The following is a 21,628-nucleotide window of genomic DNA, read 5'->3' on the forward strand; positions in this document are numbered from 1 at the left end:
GGCCGTCGTCATGACGCCCGGCGAGCTGGCCGAGGTGCTGGGGGAGCCGCCGGAGCCCGAGGGGACGTGGGAGCGGGAGGCCGCGTACGTCTCGGCGGCCGCGCTGCGGCGGCGCGTCCCGCCCGCGACGCTCGCCGCCCGGGTACGCGAGCTCGGCGGGGTGTCGCGCGTGGACGTGCGCGAGGACGGGTTCCTGCGGATCGTCGTGAGCGTGCCGGGTGAGCTGGTCGAGACTGTGGAGCCGCTGGACATCCCCGATCCCGGGTGGCCCGACTTCCCGCGCACCTGGGACAACCCCGGTTTCGTGGTGCGCTACGGCCACGCGCGGACCTGCGCGGTGCGGCGGTGGGCCCGCGAGCTGGGAGTGCCGTCCGGTGGCTTCCCCGCCGGGCTGCCGGCCGACCCGTACGATCGGAGGGTGCTGCGGGTGCTGGCCGAGCTGCCCGGGCGGCTGGTGAGCAGGGATCCGCGGTGGGAGGCGTACCTCATGCGGCTGGCGCTGGCCTATCACGACGCGCACGAGCGCGCGCCCGCCGTTCCGATGGGGGACGCCCCGGCGGAGCCGGTCCACACGGCGCGGGTGAGGCTGGCGGAGGCGGTCGGCAGGGTGCTCATCGGGCCTGATCGGTTGTGATGGCTCACAAAAATATCCGGCCAAACGGCGAAATGGCGTAAAAATATCCCTTCTAGGGCGTGATCGCGTCTCGATCCGTGGTCACGAGTCCTGGGAGGTGTGGCGGTTCCGATAGCCTCGATCGGGTGAGTCGATACGCCCATCCCGCCGGGGACCGCCACGCCGAGATGATGCCCCACGAGCGCCCGCCGCTGGCGCCCGCCGACATCAACCGCATCAATCCCGCGATCTGGTCCCGAACGTCGACGCGCGCCGAGCAAGGCGCGCTCACCGTCGGCGGCGTGGACGTCCGCGACCTGGCCCGCGAGCACGGCACCCCGCTCTACGTCCTCGACGAGGACGACGTGCGCTCGCGCATGCGCGACTACGCCACGGCGTTCGCCGACTCCGACGTCCACTACGCCGGCAAGGCGTTCCTGTGCAAGGAGATCGTGCGCTGGCTGCGCGACGAGGGTCTCGGGCTCGACGTCGCCAGCGGCGGTGAGCTGGCCGTCGCGCTGAGCGTCGGGTTCCCGCCAGGGCGCATCACGATGCACGGCAACAACAAGTCCGCCGCCGAGCTGACCAGGGCGCTGGAGGCCGGGGTCGGGCACATCGTGGTCGACTCGTTCGAGGAGATCGCCCGCCTCGGCTACCACGCCGAGCGGCTCGGCAAGCGGCCCAAGGTGATGGTCAGGGTGACCACCGGGGTCGAGGCGCACACCCACGAGTTCATCGCGACGGCCCACGACGACCAGAAGTTCGGGCTGTCGCTCAACTCCGGCGCCGCCGCGGAGGCCGTGCGCCGCATCCTCGCGTTGCCGCAGCTCGAGCTCGTCGGGCTGCACTCGCACATCGGCTCCCAGATCGTCGACACCGCCGGGTTCGAGGTGGCCGCGCGCCGGCTGACCACCCTCCTCGTGCAGATCAAGGACGAGCACGGCGTGGTGCTGCCCGAGCTCGACCTGGGCGGCGGCTACGGCATCGCCTACGTCGACGGCGACGAGGCGCCCGACATCAAGGAGCTGGCCGACGGCCTGCGCGAGATCGTCACCAAGGTCTGCGTCGACGCGGGCCTGCCCGTGCCCCGCCTCACGGTCGAGCCCGGCCGCACGATCGTCGGCCCAGGCGGCATCACCCTCTACGAGGTCGGCACCGTCAAGGACGTCGAGGGCCTGCGCACCTACGTGAGCATCGACGGCGGCATGAGCGACAACGTGCGCACGGCACTCTACGGCGCCGAATACACCGCCGTGCTGGCCAGCCGCGAGAGCCAGGCCCAGCCCATGCTCAGCCGCCTGGTCGGCAAGCACTGCGAGAGCGGCGACATCATCGTGCGCGACTGCCACCTGCCCGCCGACCTCGCCCCCGGCGACCTGATCGCGGTGGCCGCGACCGGCGCCTACTGCCGTTCGCTGGCCAGCAACTACAACTACCTGCCCCGACCCGCCGTGGTGGCCGTGTCGCGCGGCGAGTCCCGCGTGATCGTGCAGGGTGAGACCGAGGACGACCTGTTGAGGGGGCAGCTGTGAAACCGCTGAAAGTGGCGCTGCTGGGCTGCGGCGTCGTCGGCACCCAGGTCATCCGGCTCATGCACGAGCAGGCCGACGACCTGGCCGCCCGCATCGGCGCCCCGCTCGAGCTGGCCGGTGTCGCCGTGCGGCGGCTGGGCCGCAAGCGCGACGTCGAGGTCGGCCCCGAGCTGTTCACCGCCGACGCCGAGGCGCTGGTGACCCGCGACGACGTCGACATCGTGGTCGAGGTCATCGGTGGCATCGAGCCGGCCCGCTCACTGATCGTCGCCGCCCTTTCGGGCGGCAAGTCGGTGGTGACCGCCAACAAGGCGCTGCTGGCCGAGGACGGCGCGAGCCTGTACGAAGCCGCCCGCCAGGGCAACGGCGACCTCTACTTCGAGGCCAGCGTGGCCGGCGCCATCCCGCTGCTGCGCCCCCTGCGCGAGTCGCTGGCGGGCGACCACGTCAAGCGGGTCCTGGGCATCGTCAACGGCACCACCAACTACATCCTCGACAAGATGGACACCACGGGCGCGTCCTTCACCGACGCCCTGGAGGAGGCGCAGACCCTCGGCTACGCCGAGGCCGACCCGACGGCCGACGTCGAGGGCTTCGACGCCGCCGCCAAGGCCGCCATCCTGGCCGGGCTCGCCTACCACAGCCGCGTCACGGCCGCCGAGGTGCACCGCGAGGGCATCACCGAGATCACCGCCACCGACGTCGCCTCCGCCAAGGACATGGGCTACGTCATCAAGCTGCTGGCCATCTGCGCCCGCTCCGACGACGGCCGCTCCTTCGGGGTGCGGGTGCACCCGGCGATGATCCCGAGGTCGCATCCGCTGGCCGGGGTGCGCGAGGCGTACAACGCGGTCTTCGTCGAAGCCGAGTCGGCGGGGCAGCTCATGTTCTACGGCAAGGGCGCCGGTGGCGCGCCGACGGCCTCCGCCGTGCTCGGCGACCTCGTGGCCGTGGCCCGCAACCGCCTGGCCGGCACCCGCGGGCCCGACGAGTCCACCTACGCCGACCTGGCCGTGCACCCCATAGGGGAGACCGTCACGCGCTGCCACGTGGCGCTCGACGTGGCCGACAAGCCCGGCGTGCTGGCGCGGGTGGCGGAGCTGTTCGCCAAGCACGACGTGTCCATCCAGACGGTGCGCCAGGAGGGTCACGGCGACGACGCCCAGCTCGTCATCGTCACCCATCGCGCCACCGACGCCGCGCTGTCGGCGACCATGGAGGGGCTGCGCGAGCTCGACATCGTCCGCGCGGTGGCCAGCGTCATGCGGGTGGAGGGCGACGACTAGCGCACCTCACTTCCCGAAGAACGGTCATCGCGTGGCTTCACCAGGTGCTCGTCCACCGGCGGCACAGACCAAATCTGGAAATATCGTGCTTATCCCTCAAGCCATAGGGGCTGCCGATTGTGCCGGATAGTTGCTACCTGACCAGGACATCGGGCGTAGGGTAGGCGCCGACTGAGTCCCGAGCGTTCGAGGAGCGACCCTTCATGTCCGCCGCCCCGGCATCCACTGGGTCCGCCGCTGGGCCGTCCACCGGGCCGTCTACCGGGCCGTTTACTGGGCCATCCGCTGGCCCCGCCACCCCCAGCGGCTTCGTGCGCACGCCGGAGCAAGGGCTGGGCCGCCTGCACTGGGCCGACGGGAGCTGGCTGGTCGACGGGCAGCCGCCCGACGTTCCCGCGCTACGCCCGCTGCGCGGCCTGGAGGTCGAGTGGCCCGCCGCCGACGTGCCGCTCGACGGCGTGCTGAGCCTGGCCGCCGCCGGTGTCCCGCTGACGGCCGAACGCGCGGCGCCCTGGGTGCCGGCCGGCCTCGCCGAGCTGCTCACCGACCGCGACTGGCTCAGCCATGCCGCCGACGGCACCGCGCGCTCCCTGGCCGACCTCCGGCGCGAGGAGCACAGCGTACGCCTGCGCCGGCTGGCGCACCCGGTCACGATCCCCCCGAAGATCAGCATCGTCATGTCGAGCAAACGGGCAAGCCTGATCGGCGCGGCGCTGGCGCGGATGGAACGCCAGCGTGAGGTCGAGGCCGAGGTGCTGCTCGGGTTGCACGGGGTGGGGTTCGAGCAGGTGCGCGAGGCGGTCGAGTCCTGCTCGCTGCCGGTGAGGTGGATCGAGGCGGAGGCGTCGGTGCCGTTCGGCGAGGTGCTCAACCGCACGGCCGCGATGGCCGGCGGCGACCACCTGGCGAAGTGGGACGACGACGACTGGTACGGACCCCGCCACCTGGCCGACCTGTTCATGGCGATGTCGTACGCCGGCGCCGACGTGGTGGGCACGACCGCGGAGTTCTTCTACCTGGAGCCGCTCAAGGCGACGATCAGGCGTACGACGTTCGCGAGCGGGGCGCGCTATCCGAGCGAGGTGTGGTCCGATCACGTGGCCGGAGGAACCATCATGGTTTCTCGTTCAAAATTTGAGGAAATAGGGGGATTTCCTGCGGTGCCTCGCGCTGTTGATCTCGAGTTTCTGAAAGCCGCGCAAAAGGCCGGCGCGCGAATCTACCGCACCCACGGGCTGGGCTACGTCCTGCGCAGAGGGCTCAGCGCCGACCACACCTGGCAACTGAATCTCGCCCACTTCCTCAAGGTCGCCGCCAACCAGTGGCGCGGCTTCCGGCCGAGCCTGCTGTTGGAGGCCGCATGACGCCTCCAGGGGGCGCCGCCGGCGCGTCCGCCCAGCCCACGCCCCAGCCCACGCCCCAGCCCACGCACGCGACCCGCCACGCGGCCGCCGGTCACGTCAGGGTGCGCGGCAACGACTACCGGGTTCTCGGCCCTCCCGAGAACGTCACCCCGGAGCTCACGGTCAGCGTCGTCATCCCCGCCTACGGCGGCCAGGACAAGCTCGACCTGGTGCTGCAGGGCCTGGCGCGGCAGACGTACCCGGCGGAGCTGACGGAGATCATCGTCGTCGACAACGGCACCTCGCCCCCGCTGCGCCTGCCCGGGGACACGGCCGCCCGGCTGGTCGTCTGCGACAAGCCCGGCCGGGCCACCGCCCGCAACGCCGGGCTCGCCGAGGCCACCGGCGACGTGATCTTCTGGCTCGACTCCGACGTGGTGCTCACACAGGGAGCGATCGAGGCGCACATGCGCTGGCACCACGCCGCCCCCTACGCCGTCGTGACCGGCTACATCAGGTTCACCGACGCCGAACCGCCCGCCGAGTTGCCCCAGGACCTGGAGGCGGCGTTCGAGCCGGCCGAGCCGCACGCCTGGATCGTCGACCTGGTCGAGCGCACCGACGGGCTCACCGCCAACCCGCAACGCCCGTTCAGCCTGCACGTCGGCGGCGCGACCTCCGTCAACGCCCGCCTGATCGCGGCGGCGGGCCCGATGGACGACGACCTGATCCTCGGCCAGGACACCGAGCTGGGCTACCGCCTCCACCAGGCCGGAGCCGTGTTCGTCCCCGAGCCGCGGGCCCGCGCCTACCACCTCGGGCCCACCATGCGGATGCGCGACAAACAGCCGATCGACCGGGTGAGCCACGCCTTCGTGGCCGACCGCATCCCGGCCTACCGCTGGTTGCGCGGCCATCCGGCGCGGCGCTGGAAGATCCCGTACGTCACCGCGGTGATGGACGGCACCGTGGGTTACGACACCGTGCGGCCGGCGGTGGACGCCCTGCTCGCCGGCACCGTCCCCGACCTCTCCGTGCTCCTCGTCGGCCCCTGGGAGCGGCTCGGCGGCGAGCGCCGCGCTCCGCTGAAGGACCCCGATCTCGAACTCGTGCTGGTCCGCGGCCACTACGAGCACGAACACCGGGTGCGCCTGGCGTCCGCGGAAGAGATCGACCCGGCCGTGCCCTTCGTGCTGCGCCTGCCGCCCGGCTGGGCGCCCGGCGAGGACACCCTCGCCCGCCTGCTCGACCTGGCCCGCGACGAGGGCCTCGGCCTGGTGAACGTGCTGCTGCGAGAGTCGGCGGACGGCGTCGTCGCGGCCCGGCTGGAACGTACGTCGGCCTTCGCCAGGGCCCGCATCGTGGCGGTCCCGGACGAGGATCTCGACGACGTGGTGGACGCGGTGTCGGGAGTCGCCTGGGTCGACGGCGAGACCTACGGGTTCACCGCCGAGCCCGAGCCGCCGACCAGGCGCCGGGCGGCGTACAAGGCCCGCGTCGAGGCGCAGACCGAGGCGGCCAGGCGGGCCGCCGAGAACGAGCGGCTGCGGGCGCAGGTGGCGAAGTGGAAAGAGGAGGCGGGGCGCTGGCGCAAGAGCACCGTCGAGCTGCGCCGCGAGGTCGGCACCCTGCGCCGCCAGATCGCCGCAGCCAACCGCGCCCAGCAGAGCCTGCGCGCGATGGTGTCCACCACCATGAGACGCGCCCTCCGCAAGCGCCTGCGCGGCTGACCGCCCCGCGCGACCGGGGCCGAGCGGCACTCCGCGCGGTCAGCCGGGGCGCAGGGCCGACTTCAGGCGTCTGAGCAGGGTCTTCTCGGACGGCTCCGCGGGCACCGTCACCTGGGCGGGAATGGTGACCGGCTCCGGCGCGGGCGCGGGCGCGGGCGGCGCGGGCCAGTAGCGGTCCGAGGGCTCGTGGCGTACCCCATGGGTGGTGTCGATCACCTCGTCCAGGTCCGCGCCCGCCCAGGCCACCGATGGCGTCAGGAGCACGGCGCGGCCGAGCGCCGAGGTGCGTTCGAGCCGGGCGGAGCGCCCGTCGGGCAGATCCACGATCAGAATGCCCGCCAGGTCCTTCTGCACCGATTCGATCATGCGCTCCAGCGTCGCCCGGTGCAGCGGCACGTCCACCGGCCCTCGGTAGCGGAACGGCGTCGGCGCGGGCGTCGGGGCGGCCTCGTCGATGAGGCGCACGCGTTCGTCGTGCGCGAACAGATCACGCATCAGCCGCAGCTCGAAACACGGGTCAGACAGCCTCACGCGCCGCTCGTCGTCCAGCCGCGACCACGGCCCGACCAGCGTCACCACGACGTCCTGCAGCTTGCCGTCCAGCGCCGCCGCCACCGCCCGGCGCACCACGGACTCGGACGTGTCGGTCACGTCGAGCACGATCTCGACGTACGGCACCAGCCACCGCCGCCCGCGGTCCTTCCGCAGGTCCCTGCGGAGCGGGATCCGGTGCGCCAGATACGGCTCGACCGCCCGCACGGCGCGCTCCCTGTCACGGTGTTGCGAGGGCAGCCCCAGGTGCACGGCCTGCGCCTCCATCTCGGGCACGAACACCACGCCGTGCATCGCCAGCCGGTAGGAGAACTCGGTGTCCTCGCCCCGCACCACGTTCGGGTCGAGACCGCCCACGGCGTGGAAGATCTCCCTGGGCAGGGCGAAGGTCGGACCCGTGCACACGTGGTAGGGGTTGCGGCTTTTGCGCAACCCGTCGGTCTTGGCGATCGTCGCCTCGGTGGAGCTCGGCAAGGCCTCGGCCAGGTCGAACACCTCGTCCAGGCGCCGCGCCGCGAAGACCTGGCGCGGCGTGACCGGCGGCGTGTCGACGAACTTCTTCATGCCGATGCTGACCAGATAGTCGGTCACGTGGTGCCAGCGGGCCATGGCCTCGATGTGCTCGCGGCAGGCCACCATGTCGGCGTCGAGGCGCTGGATGATCTCGCCGTCGGCGGCCTTGACGCCCGTGTTGACGGCGTTGGAGATGCCCCAGCCGTCGCGCACGCGGACGACGCGGGTGTTGACCGGCCTGATCTCGGGCAGCCGGATCGGCGGATCGCTGCCGTCGTCGACGACCAGAACCTCCATGAGATGGTCCGGGTACGTCTGCGCGGCCAGAGCGGCCAGCGTCAGATCGAGCCCCTGCCCGCCGTGAGCCGGTATCACCACGCTCACGGACAGATCCGGTGACCAGGCGCCGAGCCGCGGAACCGCTACTGGTGAATAGTCGTTCTGCCTCAGAGCAGGACGCGCGTTCATGGTGGTGACCCCCTGGCCGAGACCTTATCGGGAGATGCTGAGAATTTCCTGAATAGTGCCCCTGTCCAACGACTGTTCGGGGCAGGGGTACGTGGCCTGCGTCCGTGTTGTGCCCGTCCCGTGCCCGTCCTTGTGTCCGTCCCGTGGACGCGGCTCCGCGACGGTCGTCCGCACCCCGTACACTCTGTGCCGAACACCGCAGGTAGGGAGTCCATCATGAGCAGGTCGTGGCGTGGCCTCATCGAGGAATACCGAGAGCGTCTTCCCGTGACCACGAAGACGCCCGTCGTCACGCTGCTCGAAGGCGGCACGCCGCTGGTGCCCGCGCGCCGCGTCTCCGCCCTGACGGGGTGTGATGTCTACCTCAAGGTCGAGGGCGCCAACCCGACCGGCAGCTTCAAGGACCGTGGCATGACCATGGCCATCAGCAAGGCGGTCGAAGAGGGCGCCAAGGCGGTCATCTGCGCCTCCACCGGCAACACCTCGGCCTCGGCCGCGGCCTACGCCGTCCGCGCCGGGCTGACCTGCGCCGTGCTGGTGCCACGGGGGAAGATCGCCATGGGCAAGCTGGCCCAGGCGCTCGTGCACGGCGCCACGCTGCTGCAGGTCGAGGGGTCGTTCGACGACTGTCTCGAGATGACCCGCAAGCTGTCGTCCAACTACCCGATCGCGCTGGTCAACTCGGTCAACCCGTACCGGCTGCAGGGGCAGAAGACGGCGGCGTTCGAAATCGTCGACACGCTGGGCGACGCCCCCGACATCCACTGCATCCCGGTGGGCAACGCCGGCAACATCTCGGCCTACTGGATGGGCTACCGCGAATACGCCGACGACGGGGTGGCGGCGAAGCGGCCGCGCATGCTCGGCTTCCAGGCCAGCGGGGCGGCGCCCATCGTGGCGGGGGCGCCCGTCACCCACCCGCACACGATCGCCACCGCGATCCGCATCGGCAACCCGGCCTCCTGGTCGCTGGCCACCTCGGCCCGTGACGAGTCCGGAGGGGCCATCCAGGCGGTGACCGACCGGCAGATCGCGGCGGCGTACAAACTGCTGGCGCAGGAAGAGGGCGTGTTCGTCGAGCTGGCGTCGGCGGCCAGCGTGGCGGGCCTGCTGCAGGCTCACGCGCAGGGCATGGTCGAGCCAGGGCAGCGCGTCGTCTGCACGGTCACGGGCAACGGCCTGAAAGACCCCGACTGGGCCATCTCGGGCGCGCCGGCGCCCGTGGTGATCCCCATCGACGTCCACGCCGCGGCGGCGGCGCTCAACCTCGCCTGACGCCACACCAGGCGCGGGGACCACGGGGGAAGTGAGGAATCATGAGGCAAACGTGAGCACTGTTCAGATCCGCGTGCCCGCCACATCGGCCAACCTGGGGCCGGGCTACGACACGCTCGGGTTGGCACTGAGCCTGCACGACAAGGTCGAGGCCGCGCTCACCGAGGAGCCGGGGGTCGCCGTCACCGTCGAGGGCGAGGGCGCGGGTGAGGTCGACCTCGGCGAGGGCCATCTGATCGTCAAAGCCATGCGCACGACGTTCGCCCGCATGGGCGTGCCCCAACCGGCCGGGATCCGCCTGCGGTGCCGTAACAGGATTCCGCACGCCCGCGGGCTCGGGTCGTCGTCGGCGGCCGTGTGCGCGGGCATCCTCGCCGCGCGGGCGCTGGCCGGCGTGACAGGTTTCTCCGACGACCAGGTTTTCGCGCTGGCCACCGAGATGGAGGGCCATCCCGACAATGTCGCCCCCTGCCTGGCCGGCGGGCTGACCGTGGCCTGGTGCGACCACACGGGGGTGCCGCGTATGGTGAAACTGGCTCCCGACGAGCGCATCCGTCCGGTGGTCGTGGTCCCGTCGACCCGGCTGTCCACGGAGGCCGCACGGGGGTTGCTGCCGAAGGACGTGCCCCACAAGGACGCTGCCTTCAACGCCGGCAGGGCCGCGTTGCTGATCGCCGCGCTGACCCGACGGCCCGAGCGAGAGGTTCTGCTCGCCGCGACAGAAGATCGGCTCCACCAGCCTTACCGCGCGCCTGCCATGCCGGAGAGCGCGGATCTGGTAGAACGTCTCCGTGCGGTGGGTGTGCCCGCGGTCGTTTCGGGAGCGGGTCCCGCGGTTCTTGCGTTCTCCACCTCGGATTCGCAGGATTTGATCGCGCCAGAAGTGGGTAATGACTGGCACATCCAGCAAATGGACGTCGACCCGGTTGGTGCGAACGTTCAGTTCCCCGAGACACGCTGATGCCTCTTTAGACCTTCAGGGAATAGCCGTGTGCGCTGGTGATGTTAGGCTGATAGCCGCACCAGATGCCCCCTTGGTGGGTGCGTGCTTGTCAGCCACACATCGCTGCATCATGCTTCACGTCGCGAGGCGTGAGCAGCGCGGCTGTCTCCCCGGAATCCGTTGCCTCCGGTTGGCCCACACCCGGTTGGCTCAACGCGAGGTGGCGACGACGGGGACCTGCGCGTTCGAATCATCTCGACATCTGGTTGGCGACAGCAATCTGGGGGGTGTCAGCCACGCGCCACGGTCCTGTGGCGGCCTGGACGAGCCCCTCCCCAAGAGTGGCGGCCGTCTCCAGCGACAGCCGAAGATCGCAGAGTGCACCCCGACCCGGTCTGTCCCGCCGGATCGCAAGCACCTCCGGGACGCCCGGCAGAACAAAACCGGCGCCCGACCCCTGGGAAGGACCTTTTAGTTGAGCGACACCACCGAACTCCTCTCCGACGCATCAGGCGCTGAGCCCGCGTCCGGCGACACCCCCACCCGCGCTCCGGCCAAGCCGCGTGCGCGTCGCTCCGGCACCGGCCTGTCGGCCAAGGTGCTGCCCGAGCTGCAGAAGATGGCGGCCGAGCTGGGCATCAGCGGGACCGGGCGCATGCGGAAGAGCCAGCTCATCGCGGCCATCCAGGAGAAGCAGGGTGGCGGTTCCGGCGAAGGCGCATCGGCTCCCGCGGCCGTGTCCGAGGCGTCCGCTTCGGCCCCGGCGGAGGCGACGCCCGCCGCGGAGCGGCCCACGCGGACGCGCAGAGAGCGGTCGCGCAAGACCGCGGAGGAGCCCGCACCGCAGGCCGCCCAGCAGCCCGCCGCCGCCGAGCCCGTGGCCGCGAACTCCGCGAGCCCCGTGACCGCCGCCGCGCCCGAGCCTGTCGCCGCCCCGGCCGAGCCGGTCGTCGAGCAGCAGCAGGCGCAGCCCGCGGAGACCGGCCAGAACGACACCCGCCCCGAGCGTTCCGAGCGCGGCGAGAGCCGCCGCGAGCGCCGCAGCCGCGGCGAGAGCCGCCGCGAGCGCCGCAGCCGCGGCGAGCGGCGCGACAGGGGAGAACGCGGCGACCGGGGAGACCGCTCCGGCGGCGACCGCTCGGAGAGCAGCCGTGACGGTGGTCGTGACGGCCGTGACGGCGGCCGTGACGGCCGTGACGGCCGTGACGGCGGCCGTGGCGACCAGCGCGGCACCGACTCGGGCAACCGCGGCGACCAGCGCAACGACCAGCGCGGCGGCGATGACGACGAGCGTGGCGGGCGCGGGCGCAGGGGCCGCTTCAGGGAGCGCAACCGTGGCCGTGGCCGCGACCGCTTCGACAGCGGCGAGCCGGTCATCGGCGACGACGACGTGCTCATCCCGATCGCCGGCATCCTCGACATCCTCGACAACTACGCGTTCGTCAGGACCAGCGGCTACCTGCCCGGCAGCAACGACGTCTACGTCTCGCTCGCCCAGATCCGCCGCAACGGCCTGCGCAAGGGCGACGTCATCACCGGCGCCGTGCGCCAGCCCCGCGAGGGCGAGCGGCGCGAGAAGTTCAACGCTCTGGTCCGCCTCGACACCGTCAACGGCATGGACCCCGAGCAGGCCCGCAACCGGCCCGACTTCAACAAGCTGACGCCGCTCTACCCGCAGGAGCGCCTGCGCCTCGAGACCGAGCACAACATCCTGACCACGCGGATCATCGACCTCGTGTCGCCGATCGGCAAGGGCCAGCGCGGTCTCATCGTCTCGCCGCCGAAGGCCGGCAAGACGATGGTGCTGCAGTCCATCGCCAACGCGATCACCCGCAACAACCCCGAGTGCCACCTGATGGTCGTGCTCGTGGACGAGCGGCCCGAAGAGGTCACCGACATGCAGCGGTCGGTCAAGGGCGAGGTCATCCACTCGACCTTCGACCGTCCCGCGGAAGACCACACCACGGTCGCCGAGCTCGCCATCGAACGGGCCAAGCGCCTGGTGGAGCTGGGCCACGACGTGGTCGTCCTGCTCGACTCGATCACCCGCCTCGGCCGCGCCTACAACCTGGCGGCCCCGGCGTCCGGTCGCATCCTGTCGGGCGGTGTCGACTCCACCGCCCTCTACCCGCCCAAGCGCTTCTTCGGCGCCGCCCGCAACATCGAGAACGGCGGCTCGCTGACGATCCTCGCCACGGCCCTGGTCGAGACCGGGTCCAAGATGGACGAGGTCATCTTCGAGGAGTTCAAGGGCACCGGCAACATGGAGCTCAAGCTCAACCGCTCCCTGGCCGACAAGCGCATCTTCCCCGCGGTCGACGTCGACGCGTCCGGCACGCGCAAGGAAGAGATCCTCATGGCCAAGGAAGAGCTCCAGATCGTCTGGAAGCTGCGCCGGGTGCTCCACGCGCTCGACATGCAGCAGGCGCTCGAGCTGCTCCTGGAGAAGATGAAGGAGACCAAGTCCAACGCGGAGTTCCTCCTGCAGGTCCAGAAGACCACGGTGAGCAACGACCGCGACTGACGGCCTTCTGGCCGGCGGCGCGTCACGTGAGAGGCGGACGGGGCATCCCCGCCGCCTCTCGTGGCGTTGGCGAGGAGAGCCGTACGAGCGAGGGCCCGGCCTGACGGTCACCGGCCGCGCCCGCCGAGCCTGATCGGGAATCCCTGATGGCCTGGGATGGTTACACGATCTGGCACACTGGTAGCTGACCATTTTGCGGTTCCGGTTCACGCCCTGCGATCAGGGCGACCCGGCGGCCGCAGCCCGAAAGGACAGCGATGAAGCGCGACATCCACCCCGAATACCACGTGACGCAGGTGACCTGCTCCTGCGGCAACACGTTCACCACGCGGAGCACCGCGAAGAACGGCGTGATCCACGCCGACGTGTGCTCGGCCTGCCACCCGTTCTACACGGGCAAGCAGAAGATCCTCGACACCGGCGGCCGAGTGGCTCGCTTCGAGAAGCGCTTCGGCAAGAAGCCTGCGGGCAAATAGCTCCACCGACGCCGGCCCGGACGCACCCCGGTGCGCCGGGTCGGCGTTGTCGGTTGCGACGCCCCAACCCACGACGAAGGACGCACGGTGAATCTCGACGAGTTGCTCAAGGAGTATTCCGAGCTGGAGCTGCAGCTTGGAGATCCCGCCGTGCACGCCGACCAGCACAAGGCCCGCACCCTCGGCAGGCGCTACGCCCAGCTCACGCCGATCATCGGCACCTACCGCGAGCTCGAGTCGGTCCGCGAAGACCTGACCGCCGCCAGAGAGCTGGCCGGCGAGGACGAAACGTTCGCCTCCGAAGCGGCCGAGCTCGAAGAGCGCATCCCCCAGCTTGAGGAGCGGCTCAGGCACCTGCTCATCCCGCGCGATCCCAACGATGACAAGGACATCATCATGGAGATCAAGGCGGGCGAGGGCGGTGAGGAGTCCGCGCTGTTCGCGGGCGACCTGCTGCGCATGTATCTGCGCTACGCCGAGCGGCTCGGCTGGAAGACCGAGATCATCGACAACCAGCCCTCCGACCTGGGGGGCTACAAAGACGTGACGGTCGGCATCAGGGCCAAGGGCGACGAGGGCGTGTGGTCCAGGCTCAAATACGAGGGCGGCGTGCACCGCGTGCAGCGGGTGCCCGTCACCGAGTCCCAGGGCCGCATCCACACCAGCGCCGCGGGCGTGCTCGTCTACCCCGAGGCTGAGGAGGTCGACGTCCAGATCGACCCCAACGACCTGCGCGTCGACGTCTATCGCTCCAGCGGCCCAGGCGGCCAGAGCGTCAACACCACCGACTCCGCGGTCCGCATCACCCACCTGCCCACCGGCGTCGTCGTCTCGTGCCAGAACGAGAAGAGCCAGCTGCAGAACAAGGAGTCGGCCCTGCGCATCCTGCGCGCGCGGCTGCTGGCCATCGCGCAGGAGGAGGCCGACGCCGCCGCTCAGGCCGAGCGCAAGTCGCAGGTCCGCACCGTTGACCGCTCCGAGCGCGTACGCACCTACAACTTCCCGGAAAACCGCATCTCCGACCACCGGGTCGGCTTCAAGGCGTATAACCTCGACCAGGTTCTCGACGGCGAGCTCAACGCCGTCACCCAGGCCCTCATCGACGCCGAAATGGCGGAGAAGCTCGCACAACACTCATGACATTTCTGCTGGACGAAATCGCCCTGGCCACTGCCCGGCTGGCCGAGGCAGGTGTCCCCTCACCGCGCACCGACGCTGAGGAGATCGCGGCGTTCGTCCACGGCGTGCGCAGAAGCGAGCTCCACACGGTCAAGGACGCCGACTTCGACGCGCTGTTCTGGGAGGGCGTGGCGAGGCGCGAGGCCCGCGAGCCGCTGCAGCACATCACCGGCCACGCCTACTTCCGCTACCTCGAGCTGGCGGTCGGGCCCGGCGTGTTCGTGCCGCGGCCGGAGACCGAGGTGATGGCCGGCTGGGCCATCGAGACGTTGCGCGCGATGGACGTCACCGCCCCCCTGGTGGTCGACCTCGGCACCGGCTCGGGTGCGATCGCGCTCTCCATCGCCCAGGAGGTGGCGCTGGCCGAGGTCCACGCCGTCGAGGTCGACCCCGGGGCGTACACCTGGGCCAAGCGCAACATCTCCGAGCACGGTCAGGGCCGCACCCACCTGCACCCGGAAGACCTCGCGGAGGCGCTGCCCGAGCTCAACGGCAAGGTCGACCTGGTCATCTCCAACCCTCCCTACATCCCGCCGGGCGCGATCCCCCGCGACCCCGAGGTGCGCGACTACGACCCCACGCGCGCCCTCTTCGGCTCGGGCGACGACGGGCTGGGAGAGGTGCGCGCGGTGGAGCGCACGGCCCGCCGCCTGCTGCGCCCCGGCGGCTGGGTGGCCGTCGAGCACGCCGACGAGCAGGGCAGGGCCGTCTACCTGACGTTCCCCGAGGACAACGGCTGGCGTGACGTACGCCTGCGCCAGGATCTCACCAGACGAGACCGCTTCGTCACGGCCCGCCTGGGTCAGGACTAAGATGCACGCCAGCGGCCCGGCCTTCTCCCGCACGGCGAGAGAGAGCGAAGCCACCGAACGAGTTGAGGGGAGGAGGCCTCGAGAGCGCCGCTCGTAGCCGAGCGGAGCGAGGCAACGAAACCGTGGGAAGACGCTTTGACTGCTCCGACCTCGAGCAGCGGACCGAAGGGCTGACGGAGGCGGCGGCCGCCGTACGCCGCGGCGAGCTCGTGGTGCTGCCGACCGACACCGTCTACGGCCTCGGCGCCGACGCATTCACCCCGGCGGCGGTCACCGCACTGCTCGACGCCAAGGGCCGTGGCCGTGACATGCCGCCGCCGGTGCTGGTGGGCACCGTCAGGGCCGCCACAGCGCTCATAGACGACCTGGGGCCCTATGGGCAGGACCTGATTGACGCGTTCTGGCCGGGGCCGCTCACGCTCGTCTGCAAGGCCAACAGGGCGCTTTCCTGGGACCTGGGCGACACCAAGGGCACGGTGGCCGTCCGCATGCCGCTCCACCCGGTCGCCCTCGACCTGCTCAAGGAGACCGGGCCGATGGCCGTCTCCAGCGCCAACCGCTCCGGCGCGCCCGCCGCCACCACGGCCGAGGAGGCGGAGGAGCAGCTCGGAGAGTCGGTCGCCGTCTATCTCGACGCCGGCAAGACCACCGACCAGACGCCCTCCACCATCCTCGACCTCACCACGGCCGTGCCCAGGATGTTGCGGCGAGGGGCGATCCCGGTGGAGAAGCTGCGCGGCATCATCGGCTACGTCGCCACCGACGACTGACATATACCGGCTGCTTATTCCGGCTGCGGTCGCGCTCGCGCCAAATTACGGTGAGGCGCGGAGCGGCTGCCATCGAGAAACCTGCTCGCCAGACTGCCGCCCCGCTGTCGTTCCCGGCCACCGCCGTGGCGGCAGTCCACGTGACGGGTTTCTCATCGGACGTCGGGAGTGGCCCATGGGCAAGTTCGACGGCATGGATCCCAAGCTGGTCCGTGACCTGCTGGCCGAGGCGAAACACGCGGCCGCGGAGATGCGCAAGGTCGAGGACCAGGTCCGGCTCACTCTGAACCGGGCCGGGCTCTCCACCCAGACCACCCACCGTCCCGCCCAGATCGCCGACGCGGTCGACACCATGGTCAAAGACGTCAACGTCCGGCTCGAGGTGCTGGAGAAGCGCGCCGATCCGCCCGGGATGGGGGCGGGCGCCTCCGACGATCCCAAGGGGGTTCGCGGGGATCGGGAGCGGTACGAGAACCCGCGCGCCGACGACAAGACCGACAAGGTCCCCCCGAAGACGGCCGACGATCCGCCGAAGACGGGTGACGCTCCATCGAAGTCCGCGGACGATCCGCCGAAGAGTGGCGATGCTCCGCCGAAGACGGGTGATGCTCCTCCGAAGTCCGCGGACGATCCGCCGAAGACGGGGGATGCACCTCCGAAGGCGGCGGATGATCCACCCAGGAGCGGTGACGCTCCTCCCAAGACGGGCGACGATCCGAAGGGTGACGCCCCGAAGACCGACCAGGACAGGGGGGTCGGCAAGGGCGACACCGACGTTCCGAAGGGCGAGGAAGCCCCGAAGAGCGACGACGTTCCCAAGGGTGATGACGGGAAGACCTGCGAGGAGCCCCGTACGGGCGACCAGCCCAGGACAGGCGACAGCGCGAGAGCCGGTGACGAACCCAGGACGGGTGACCGGCCGGGGACCGGTGACGAGCCCCGGACGGGTGACCAGCCCAGAGGGGATGACCGGTCCGGGACCGCTCCCGGCGGGAACGGTTGCGACGACGAGGGCACCGGCGACGGCACAGGTCAGGACACCGGCACCGGTCAGGACACCGGCACAGGTCAGGACACCGGCACAGGTCAGGACACCGGGACCGATCAGGACGCCCGGACCGATGATCAGCCTGTCGGCATGCCCAAGGACGACGAGCTGGACAGCAGACGCGACCGCGGTGCCGAGGCCGGGACCGGCACGAGGGACGACCCGTCCGACACCCCGGCCCAGAACGGGCAGGGTGTGAACCAACCGCAGGTCGTGGTGGTCGACGGGGTCAAGGTGTTGCAGGTGCCACTCGACCCGCCCACCGCCGAGCAACTCGAAGACCTGCTGGAGAACACCGACAAGGTGGCCCCGGCCGAGATGCCCCGGCCGCCGGCCGACGGCACCACCACCGCCTCCACCGTCAACGCCTGGGCGAACGACGGCAGCGACGTGGTCTCCGCCGGCACGACCCCGCCCGGCCATGACGCCCTGAAGACCGTGGTGGAGCACCACCGCGACATCCGGCCGCTGGACATGCCGGGAGTCGGGGTTCCGGCGGGCGAATACGGCAAGGGCGAGTGGGCCGAACGCGACATCCGCCCTGACGGCCCCGCGGGCTCCGTCGACCCCGGCCGTCCGAGCACCGGCGACGCCGCCACCCCGCCGTCGAGCGACTCCGCAGGCGGCAAGGACGGCACCTGCGCCCCCGGCGCCGGCGAGCAGCCGGGTGGCACGGGCAGGACACCAGGCGACACAACTCCGGGCGACGGTGGGACGACGCCCAGCAGACCGGTGGGGGACGAACCAGGCCAAGGTACGGGTGACGGTCAGGACACGGGTGGTCGTGAGGCCGGAGACCAGGGCGACCGAGGAACTGGTGACCAGGAGACGGGAGGCCAAGGAGCCGGCAGGACGGGTGAGCAGGGCGAACCCGTCACGATCCCGCCGACGAATCCCTCGGTCGACCCGCCCGACGGCGACTCCACCGGCGCCCCGGCCACGACGGCCGTCGCTGACTCCGACCCCGGCCGCGCAACGGGACGGGGCGACGGGACGGCGACCGTGTACGGCGCGGAACCACGTCAAGCGGATGGTACGGGCCCGGCCTACACCGTGCAGATCGCCTACGGCACTGAGCCCGTCCACGGCAGCGCATCATCCCGGGCCGAGCCGGCCTACGGCAGCGCGGGGGCGGGCGACGCCCGCGACGTGGTCTCCGTGAACGTCACCCCGCCCGACCTTGACGCCCTCAGGACGGTCATCGAGCACCACAGGGACATCGAGCCCGCCGACATGCCCTCCGTCGCGGTCCCGCCGGGTGAGTACGGCGAGGGCCGGTGGGCGCCCGAGGACATCAGGCCGGACGGCCCGAGCGGGTCGGTCGATCCCGGTACGCCGGAGAGGAGCGCGTGATGTACGTGGACCCGCCCGCCCCCAAGGCCAAGCAGCGCGACGAGACCCCGCCCATCAGCTCCACGGGCCCCTTGGACGACCCGCAGCGGGCCTGGGAGTTCAATCCCGACTACCAGCGCCTGGTCGTCGCATGGAACACCGTCCTGCCCCAGCTGGAGGCGCTCAGGACGGTCCTGGACAAGGCGTACGCCCTGGCCAAGAGCCCGCAGACGTGGGACGCCCCGGTGGGCGAACGCTACGTCAAGGACATCCGTGAGTGGCGCACCAGGCTGTCGGTCTACCGGCATGCCGTGCTGACCGCGATCAGCGACGAGGCCGCCGACACGCCGAGGTGGATCCAGACGACGGCCAACGCGCCGCACGCGTTCCAGTGACGGGCTGCGCCCGCACGTCTGGTCGATCGTCGATCGCGACATGCGGCCGAACGCGGACGAGCAGGAGCACCGGACGTTCGCCGGCCGGATCGGACGGGGCGGCCGCCCATCGCGGGCGCATCCCTGCAGGAACGGATTCCGGGCATCACCTCCCTATGGGAGAAACGGACACCAGGTCGTACAGTGGGGAAATGGGTGCGGAACCCTACTACGGTCCCGACTTCGGGCTGCTGCGCCGGCAGGATCCCGAGCTCGCGCAGGTTCTGCTCGACGAGCTCGAGCGCGTGCGCGGCGGGATCCAGCTGATCGCGAGCGAGAACTTCACCTCGCCCGCCGTCCTGGCCGCGCTGGGCTCCACGCTGACGAACAAGTACGCCGAGGGCTACCCGGGCAGGCGCTATTACGGCGGTTGCGAGGTCGTCGACCGAGCCGAGCGGCTGGCGATCGAGCGGGCGTGCCGGTTGTTCGGGGCGGAGCACGCCAATGTCCAGCCCCATTCGGGCGCCTCGGCGAACCTGGCCGCCTACGCGGCGCTCCTCCAGCCGGGCGACACCATGCTGGCCATGGCCCTGTCGCACGGCGGCCATCTCACGCACGGCTCCAAGGTGAACTTCTCGGGAAAATGGTTCGACGTCGTGTCGTACGGGGTGCGTCGTGACAACGAACTCATCGACTACGACGAGGTGCGGGATCTGGCGCTGCGGCACCAGCCGAAGCTCATCGTGTGTGGCGCGACGGCGTACCCGAGGCTGATCGACTTCGCGGCCTTCCGCGGCATCGCGGACGAGGTGGGGGCGTGGTTGCTGGCGGATGTGGCGCACCCGATCGGGTTGATGGCGGGCGGTGCGATCCCGTCGGCGGTGCCGTACGCGGACGTCGTGACCTTCACCACGCACAAGGCGCTGCGCGGGCCGCGCGGCGGCGCCATCCTGTGCACGGGGGAGCTGGCCGCCAGGATCGACCGGGCGGTGTTCCCGTTCGTCCAGGGCGGGCCGCTCATGCACGTGGTGGCGGCCAAGGCGGTGGCGTTCGCTGAGGCGATGCGGCCGGAGTTCGCCGGCTACGCCAGGAAGGTGATCGCGAACGCGCGAGCGCTGGCGGAGTCGCTGGACGCGGAGGGCATGCGGGCCGTGTCCGGGGGCACCGACACGCACCTGGCGCTGATCGACCTGCGCGGGGTGGGGGTGTCGGGCGTCGAGGCGGAGCGGAGGTGCGCGGCCGCGGGCATCACGCTCAACCGCAACGTGATCCCGTACGATCCCGAGCCGGCGGCCGTGACCTCGGGGATCCGGGTCGGTACGCCGTGCGTGACGACGCAGGGCATGGAGCCCGAGGATCTGAAGGAGCTGGGGTCCCTGGTCGCCAGGGCCGTGCGCGATCCGGGCGGCGCGGAGGAGGTCAGGGCAAGGGTGACGGCCCTTCTCGCCATCCATCAGCCATATCTCAGCGAATTTTGAGCCGGTCTGTGTCGTTTTCCGGTCACAGCGGGCCGGAGCATCCGGGAAACTAGGTTCGTGCGCGAATACCTCTTCATGGCGCTCATCTCGGCAGCGGTGACCTACCTGCTGGTTCCTCTGGTGCGCCGCTTCGCCATCGCCATCGGCGCCATGCCCGAGGTTCGCGAGCGCGACGTGCACACCACGCCCACACCCAGGCTGGGCGGCCTGGCGATGTACGGCGGCCTGGTCGTGGGGCTGCTGGTGGCGAGCAGGCTCACCCACACGGGCGCGGCCCTGGCGGAGTCCGACGGCGACGCCGTCACCGCACTGATCGTCGCGGGCGGGCTCATCACGGTCACGGGCTTCCTCGACGACTGGTGGGGCATGGACGCCTTCGTCAAGCTCGCCGGGCAGATCGCGGCGGCCGGCGTGCTGGTCTTCTTCGACCTGCGGCTCCTCTACATCCCGCTGCCGCAGGACTGGGGCGGCTCCACCAGCCTCGACTACACGCTCAGCACCGTCATCACGATCATGGTCGTGGTCGTGACGATCAACGCGGTCAACTTCGTCGACGGGCTCGACGGCCTGGCGGCGGGGGTCGTGTGCATCGCGGGCATGGCCACCTGGGCCTACTCGATCTTCCTGGCCGAGGAGATCAGCGGAGGCCGCATCACGACGACGGCCGCCATCGCCGCCGTGCTCATCGGCGCCTGCCTGGGCTTCCTGCCGCACAACTTCCATCCGGCGAAGATCTTCATGGGCGACACGGGGGCCATGCTCATCGGGCTCGTGCTCGCCTCGTCGATCGTCACCGTGACGCCGCTCGACCCGGCGATCATCGAGGGCATGAACAAGGTGCCGGTGTTGCTGCCGCTGCTCCTGCCGGCCGCGGTGCTGGTGCTGCCGCTGGTCGACCTGATCACCGCGGTGGTGCGGCGCACCTCGCGCGGCCTGTCGCCGTTCGCGCCGGACCGCGGCCACCTGCACCACCGGCTGATGGACATCGGCCACTCCCACCGCAGGTCCGTGCTGATCATGTACGCGTGGGCGTTCCTGTTCGCCTTCGGCATCGTGGGCATGTCCACGATCGGCGTGCCGGTGCTGCTGTTCCCCGTGGTCATCGTGCTCGCACTGGCCGTGCTGGTGCTGATGGCCCTGCCGCGCTGGCGGGGCCGGGGCGGGGCGCACACGGCGTCGCGCGACGACCCCGACGACGGTCCGCCCACGGGGCCGATGCCGCCGATCCCGCCGGAGCCCGAGGTCAGACGGCGGATGCCGCCGCCGGGAGACGGCTCGCGGCAGGGCCGCTCGACGGCCGACGGCAATCCGGTCATTCCCGCCCATCCGGGGCGTTCGTGATCGCGAACTAGAAACGGCAGGTAAAAGCGGTCTTCCGTG

At 71.0% G+C, this 21,628-nt stretch carries 17 protein-coding genes; 16 read left to right on the plus strand and 1 reads right to left on the minus strand.

Going from position 1 to position 21,628, the window contains the following annotated elements:
- Positions 1-10 precede the first annotated feature (10 nt).
- From ABGA98_RS29940 to ABGA98_RS29960, 5 genes are all read left to right on the plus strand, one after another.
- Positions 11-634, plus strand: coding sequence for an anticodon-binding protein (locus ABGA98_RS29940; RefSeq protein ID WP_347621754.1), 624 nt, complete (start codon positions 11-13; stop codon positions 632-634).
- Between the two features lie 125 nt (positions 635-759).
- Positions 760-2,145 (plus strand): diaminopimelate decarboxylase, encoded by a 1,386-nt coding sequence (gene lysA / locus ABGA98_RS29945; protein ID WP_347621755.1) that lies wholly within the window; start codon positions 760-762, stop codon positions 2,143-2,145.
- Complete coding sequence (locus tag ABGA98_RS29950) at positions 2,142-3,431, plus strand: homoserine dehydrogenase (RefSeq protein ID WP_347621756.1); 1,290 nt, start codon at positions 2,142-2,144, stop codon at positions 3,429-3,431. The genes lysA and ABGA98_RS29950 overlap by 4 nt, the downstream gene beginning before the upstream one ends.
- Before the next feature lie 311 nt (positions 3,432-3,742).
- Complete coding sequence (locus tag ABGA98_RS29955; RefSeq protein ID WP_347621757.1) at positions 3,743-4,795, plus strand: family 2 glycosyl transferase; 1,053 nt, start codon at positions 3,743-3,745, stop codon at positions 4,793-4,795.
- Complete coding sequence (locus tag ABGA98_RS29960) at positions 4,792-6,504, plus strand: glycosyltransferase (RefSeq protein WP_347621758.1); 1,713 nt, start codon at positions 4,792-4,794, stop codon at positions 6,502-6,504. The genes ABGA98_RS29955 and ABGA98_RS29960 overlap by 4 nt, the downstream gene beginning before the upstream one ends.
- A 39-nt stretch (positions 6,505-6,543) precedes the next feature.
- Here the strand turns inward: ABGA98_RS29960 and ABGA98_RS29965 are convergent, their stop codons facing one another.
- The gene (locus ABGA98_RS29965) at positions 6,544-7,953 is read right to left on the minus strand and encodes a glycosyltransferase (protein ID WP_347621759.1); all 1,410 of its coding nucleotides are present in this window, start codon (positions 7,951-7,953) and stop codon (positions 6,544-6,546) included.
- A gap of 300 nt (positions 7,954-8,253) precedes the next feature.
- Here ABGA98_RS29965 and thrC point away from each other — a divergent pair, with 300 nt between their 5' ends.
- The 11 genes from thrC (at position 8,254) to ABGA98_RS30020 (ending at position 21,589) form a co-directional block, all read left to right on the plus strand.
- Positions 8,254-9,312, plus strand: a complete 1,059-nt coding sequence (gene thrC, locus ABGA98_RS29970) for a threonine synthase (protein WP_347621760.1) — start codon at positions 8,254-8,256, stop codon at positions 9,310-9,312.
- 52 nt (positions 9,313-9,364) lie between these two features.
- On the plus strand, positions 9,365-10,273 hold the full coding sequence (gene thrB, locus ABGA98_RS29975) for a homoserine kinase (protein WP_347621761.1): 909 nt from the start codon (positions 9,365-9,367) through the stop codon (positions 10,271-10,273).
- Positions 10,274-10,730: 457 nt separating this feature from the next.
- The gene (rho, locus tag ABGA98_RS29980) at positions 10,731-12,779 is read left to right on the plus strand and encodes a transcription termination factor Rho (protein WP_347621762.1); all 2,049 of its coding nucleotides are present in this window, start codon (positions 10,731-10,733) and stop codon (positions 12,777-12,779) included.
- A 257-nt stretch (positions 12,780-13,036) separates the two neighbouring features.
- A complete protein-coding gene (gene rpmE / locus ABGA98_RS29985; protein ID WP_132518486.1) occupies positions 13,037-13,255 on the plus strand; it encodes a 50S ribosomal protein L31 in 219 nt (72 codons plus the stop codon).
- Positions 13,256-13,342: 87 nt separating this feature from the next.
- Entirely contained in the window at positions 13,343-14,395 is a 1,053-nt protein-coding gene (prfA, locus tag ABGA98_RS29990; RefSeq protein WP_347621763.1) for a peptide chain release factor 1, read from the plus strand.
- The gene (gene prmC / locus ABGA98_RS29995) at positions 14,392-15,246 is read left to right on the plus strand and encodes a peptide chain release factor N(5)-glutamine methyltransferase (RefSeq protein WP_347621764.1); all 855 of its coding nucleotides are present in this window, start codon (positions 14,392-14,394) and stop codon (positions 15,244-15,246) included. Before prfA ends, prmC begins: the two co-directional genes overlap by 4 nt.
- 122 nt (positions 15,247-15,368) lie before the next feature.
- The gene (locus ABGA98_RS30000) at positions 15,369-16,016 is read left to right on the plus strand and encodes an L-threonylcarbamoyladenylate synthase (protein ID WP_347621765.1); all 648 of its coding nucleotides are present in this window, start codon (positions 15,369-15,371) and stop codon (positions 16,014-16,016) included.
- 175 nt (positions 16,017-16,191) lie between these two features.
- A complete protein-coding gene (locus ABGA98_RS30005; protein ID WP_347621766.1) occupies positions 16,192-18,417 on the plus strand; it encodes a hypothetical protein in 2,226 nt (741 codons plus the stop codon).
- Positions 18,417-18,791: a hypothetical protein gene (locus tag ABGA98_RS30010; RefSeq protein WP_347621767.1), complete on the plus strand. Its 375-nt coding sequence runs from the start codon at positions 18,417-18,419 to the stop codon at positions 18,789-18,791. Before ABGA98_RS30005 ends, ABGA98_RS30010 begins: the two co-directional genes overlap by 1 nt.
- A gap of 191 nt (positions 18,792-18,982) precedes the next feature.
- On the plus strand, positions 18,983-20,248 hold the full coding sequence (gene glyA / locus ABGA98_RS30015; protein ID WP_347621768.1) for a serine hydroxymethyltransferase: 1,266 nt from the start codon (positions 18,983-18,985) through the stop codon (positions 20,246-20,248).
- Between the two features lie 57 nt (positions 20,249-20,305).
- The gene (locus tag ABGA98_RS30020) at positions 20,306-21,589 is read left to right on the plus strand and encodes an MraY family glycosyltransferase (protein ID WP_347621769.1); all 1,284 of its coding nucleotides are present in this window, start codon (positions 20,306-20,308) and stop codon (positions 21,587-21,589) included.
- The last annotated feature ends 39 nt before the right edge of the window (positions 21,590-21,628 follow it).

This window comes from Nonomuraea sp. B1E8 (assembly GCF_039871515.1).
In the GTDB taxonomy this organism is placed as follows: Bacteria; Actinomycetota; Actinomycetes; order Streptosporangiales; family Streptosporangiaceae; genus Nonomuraea.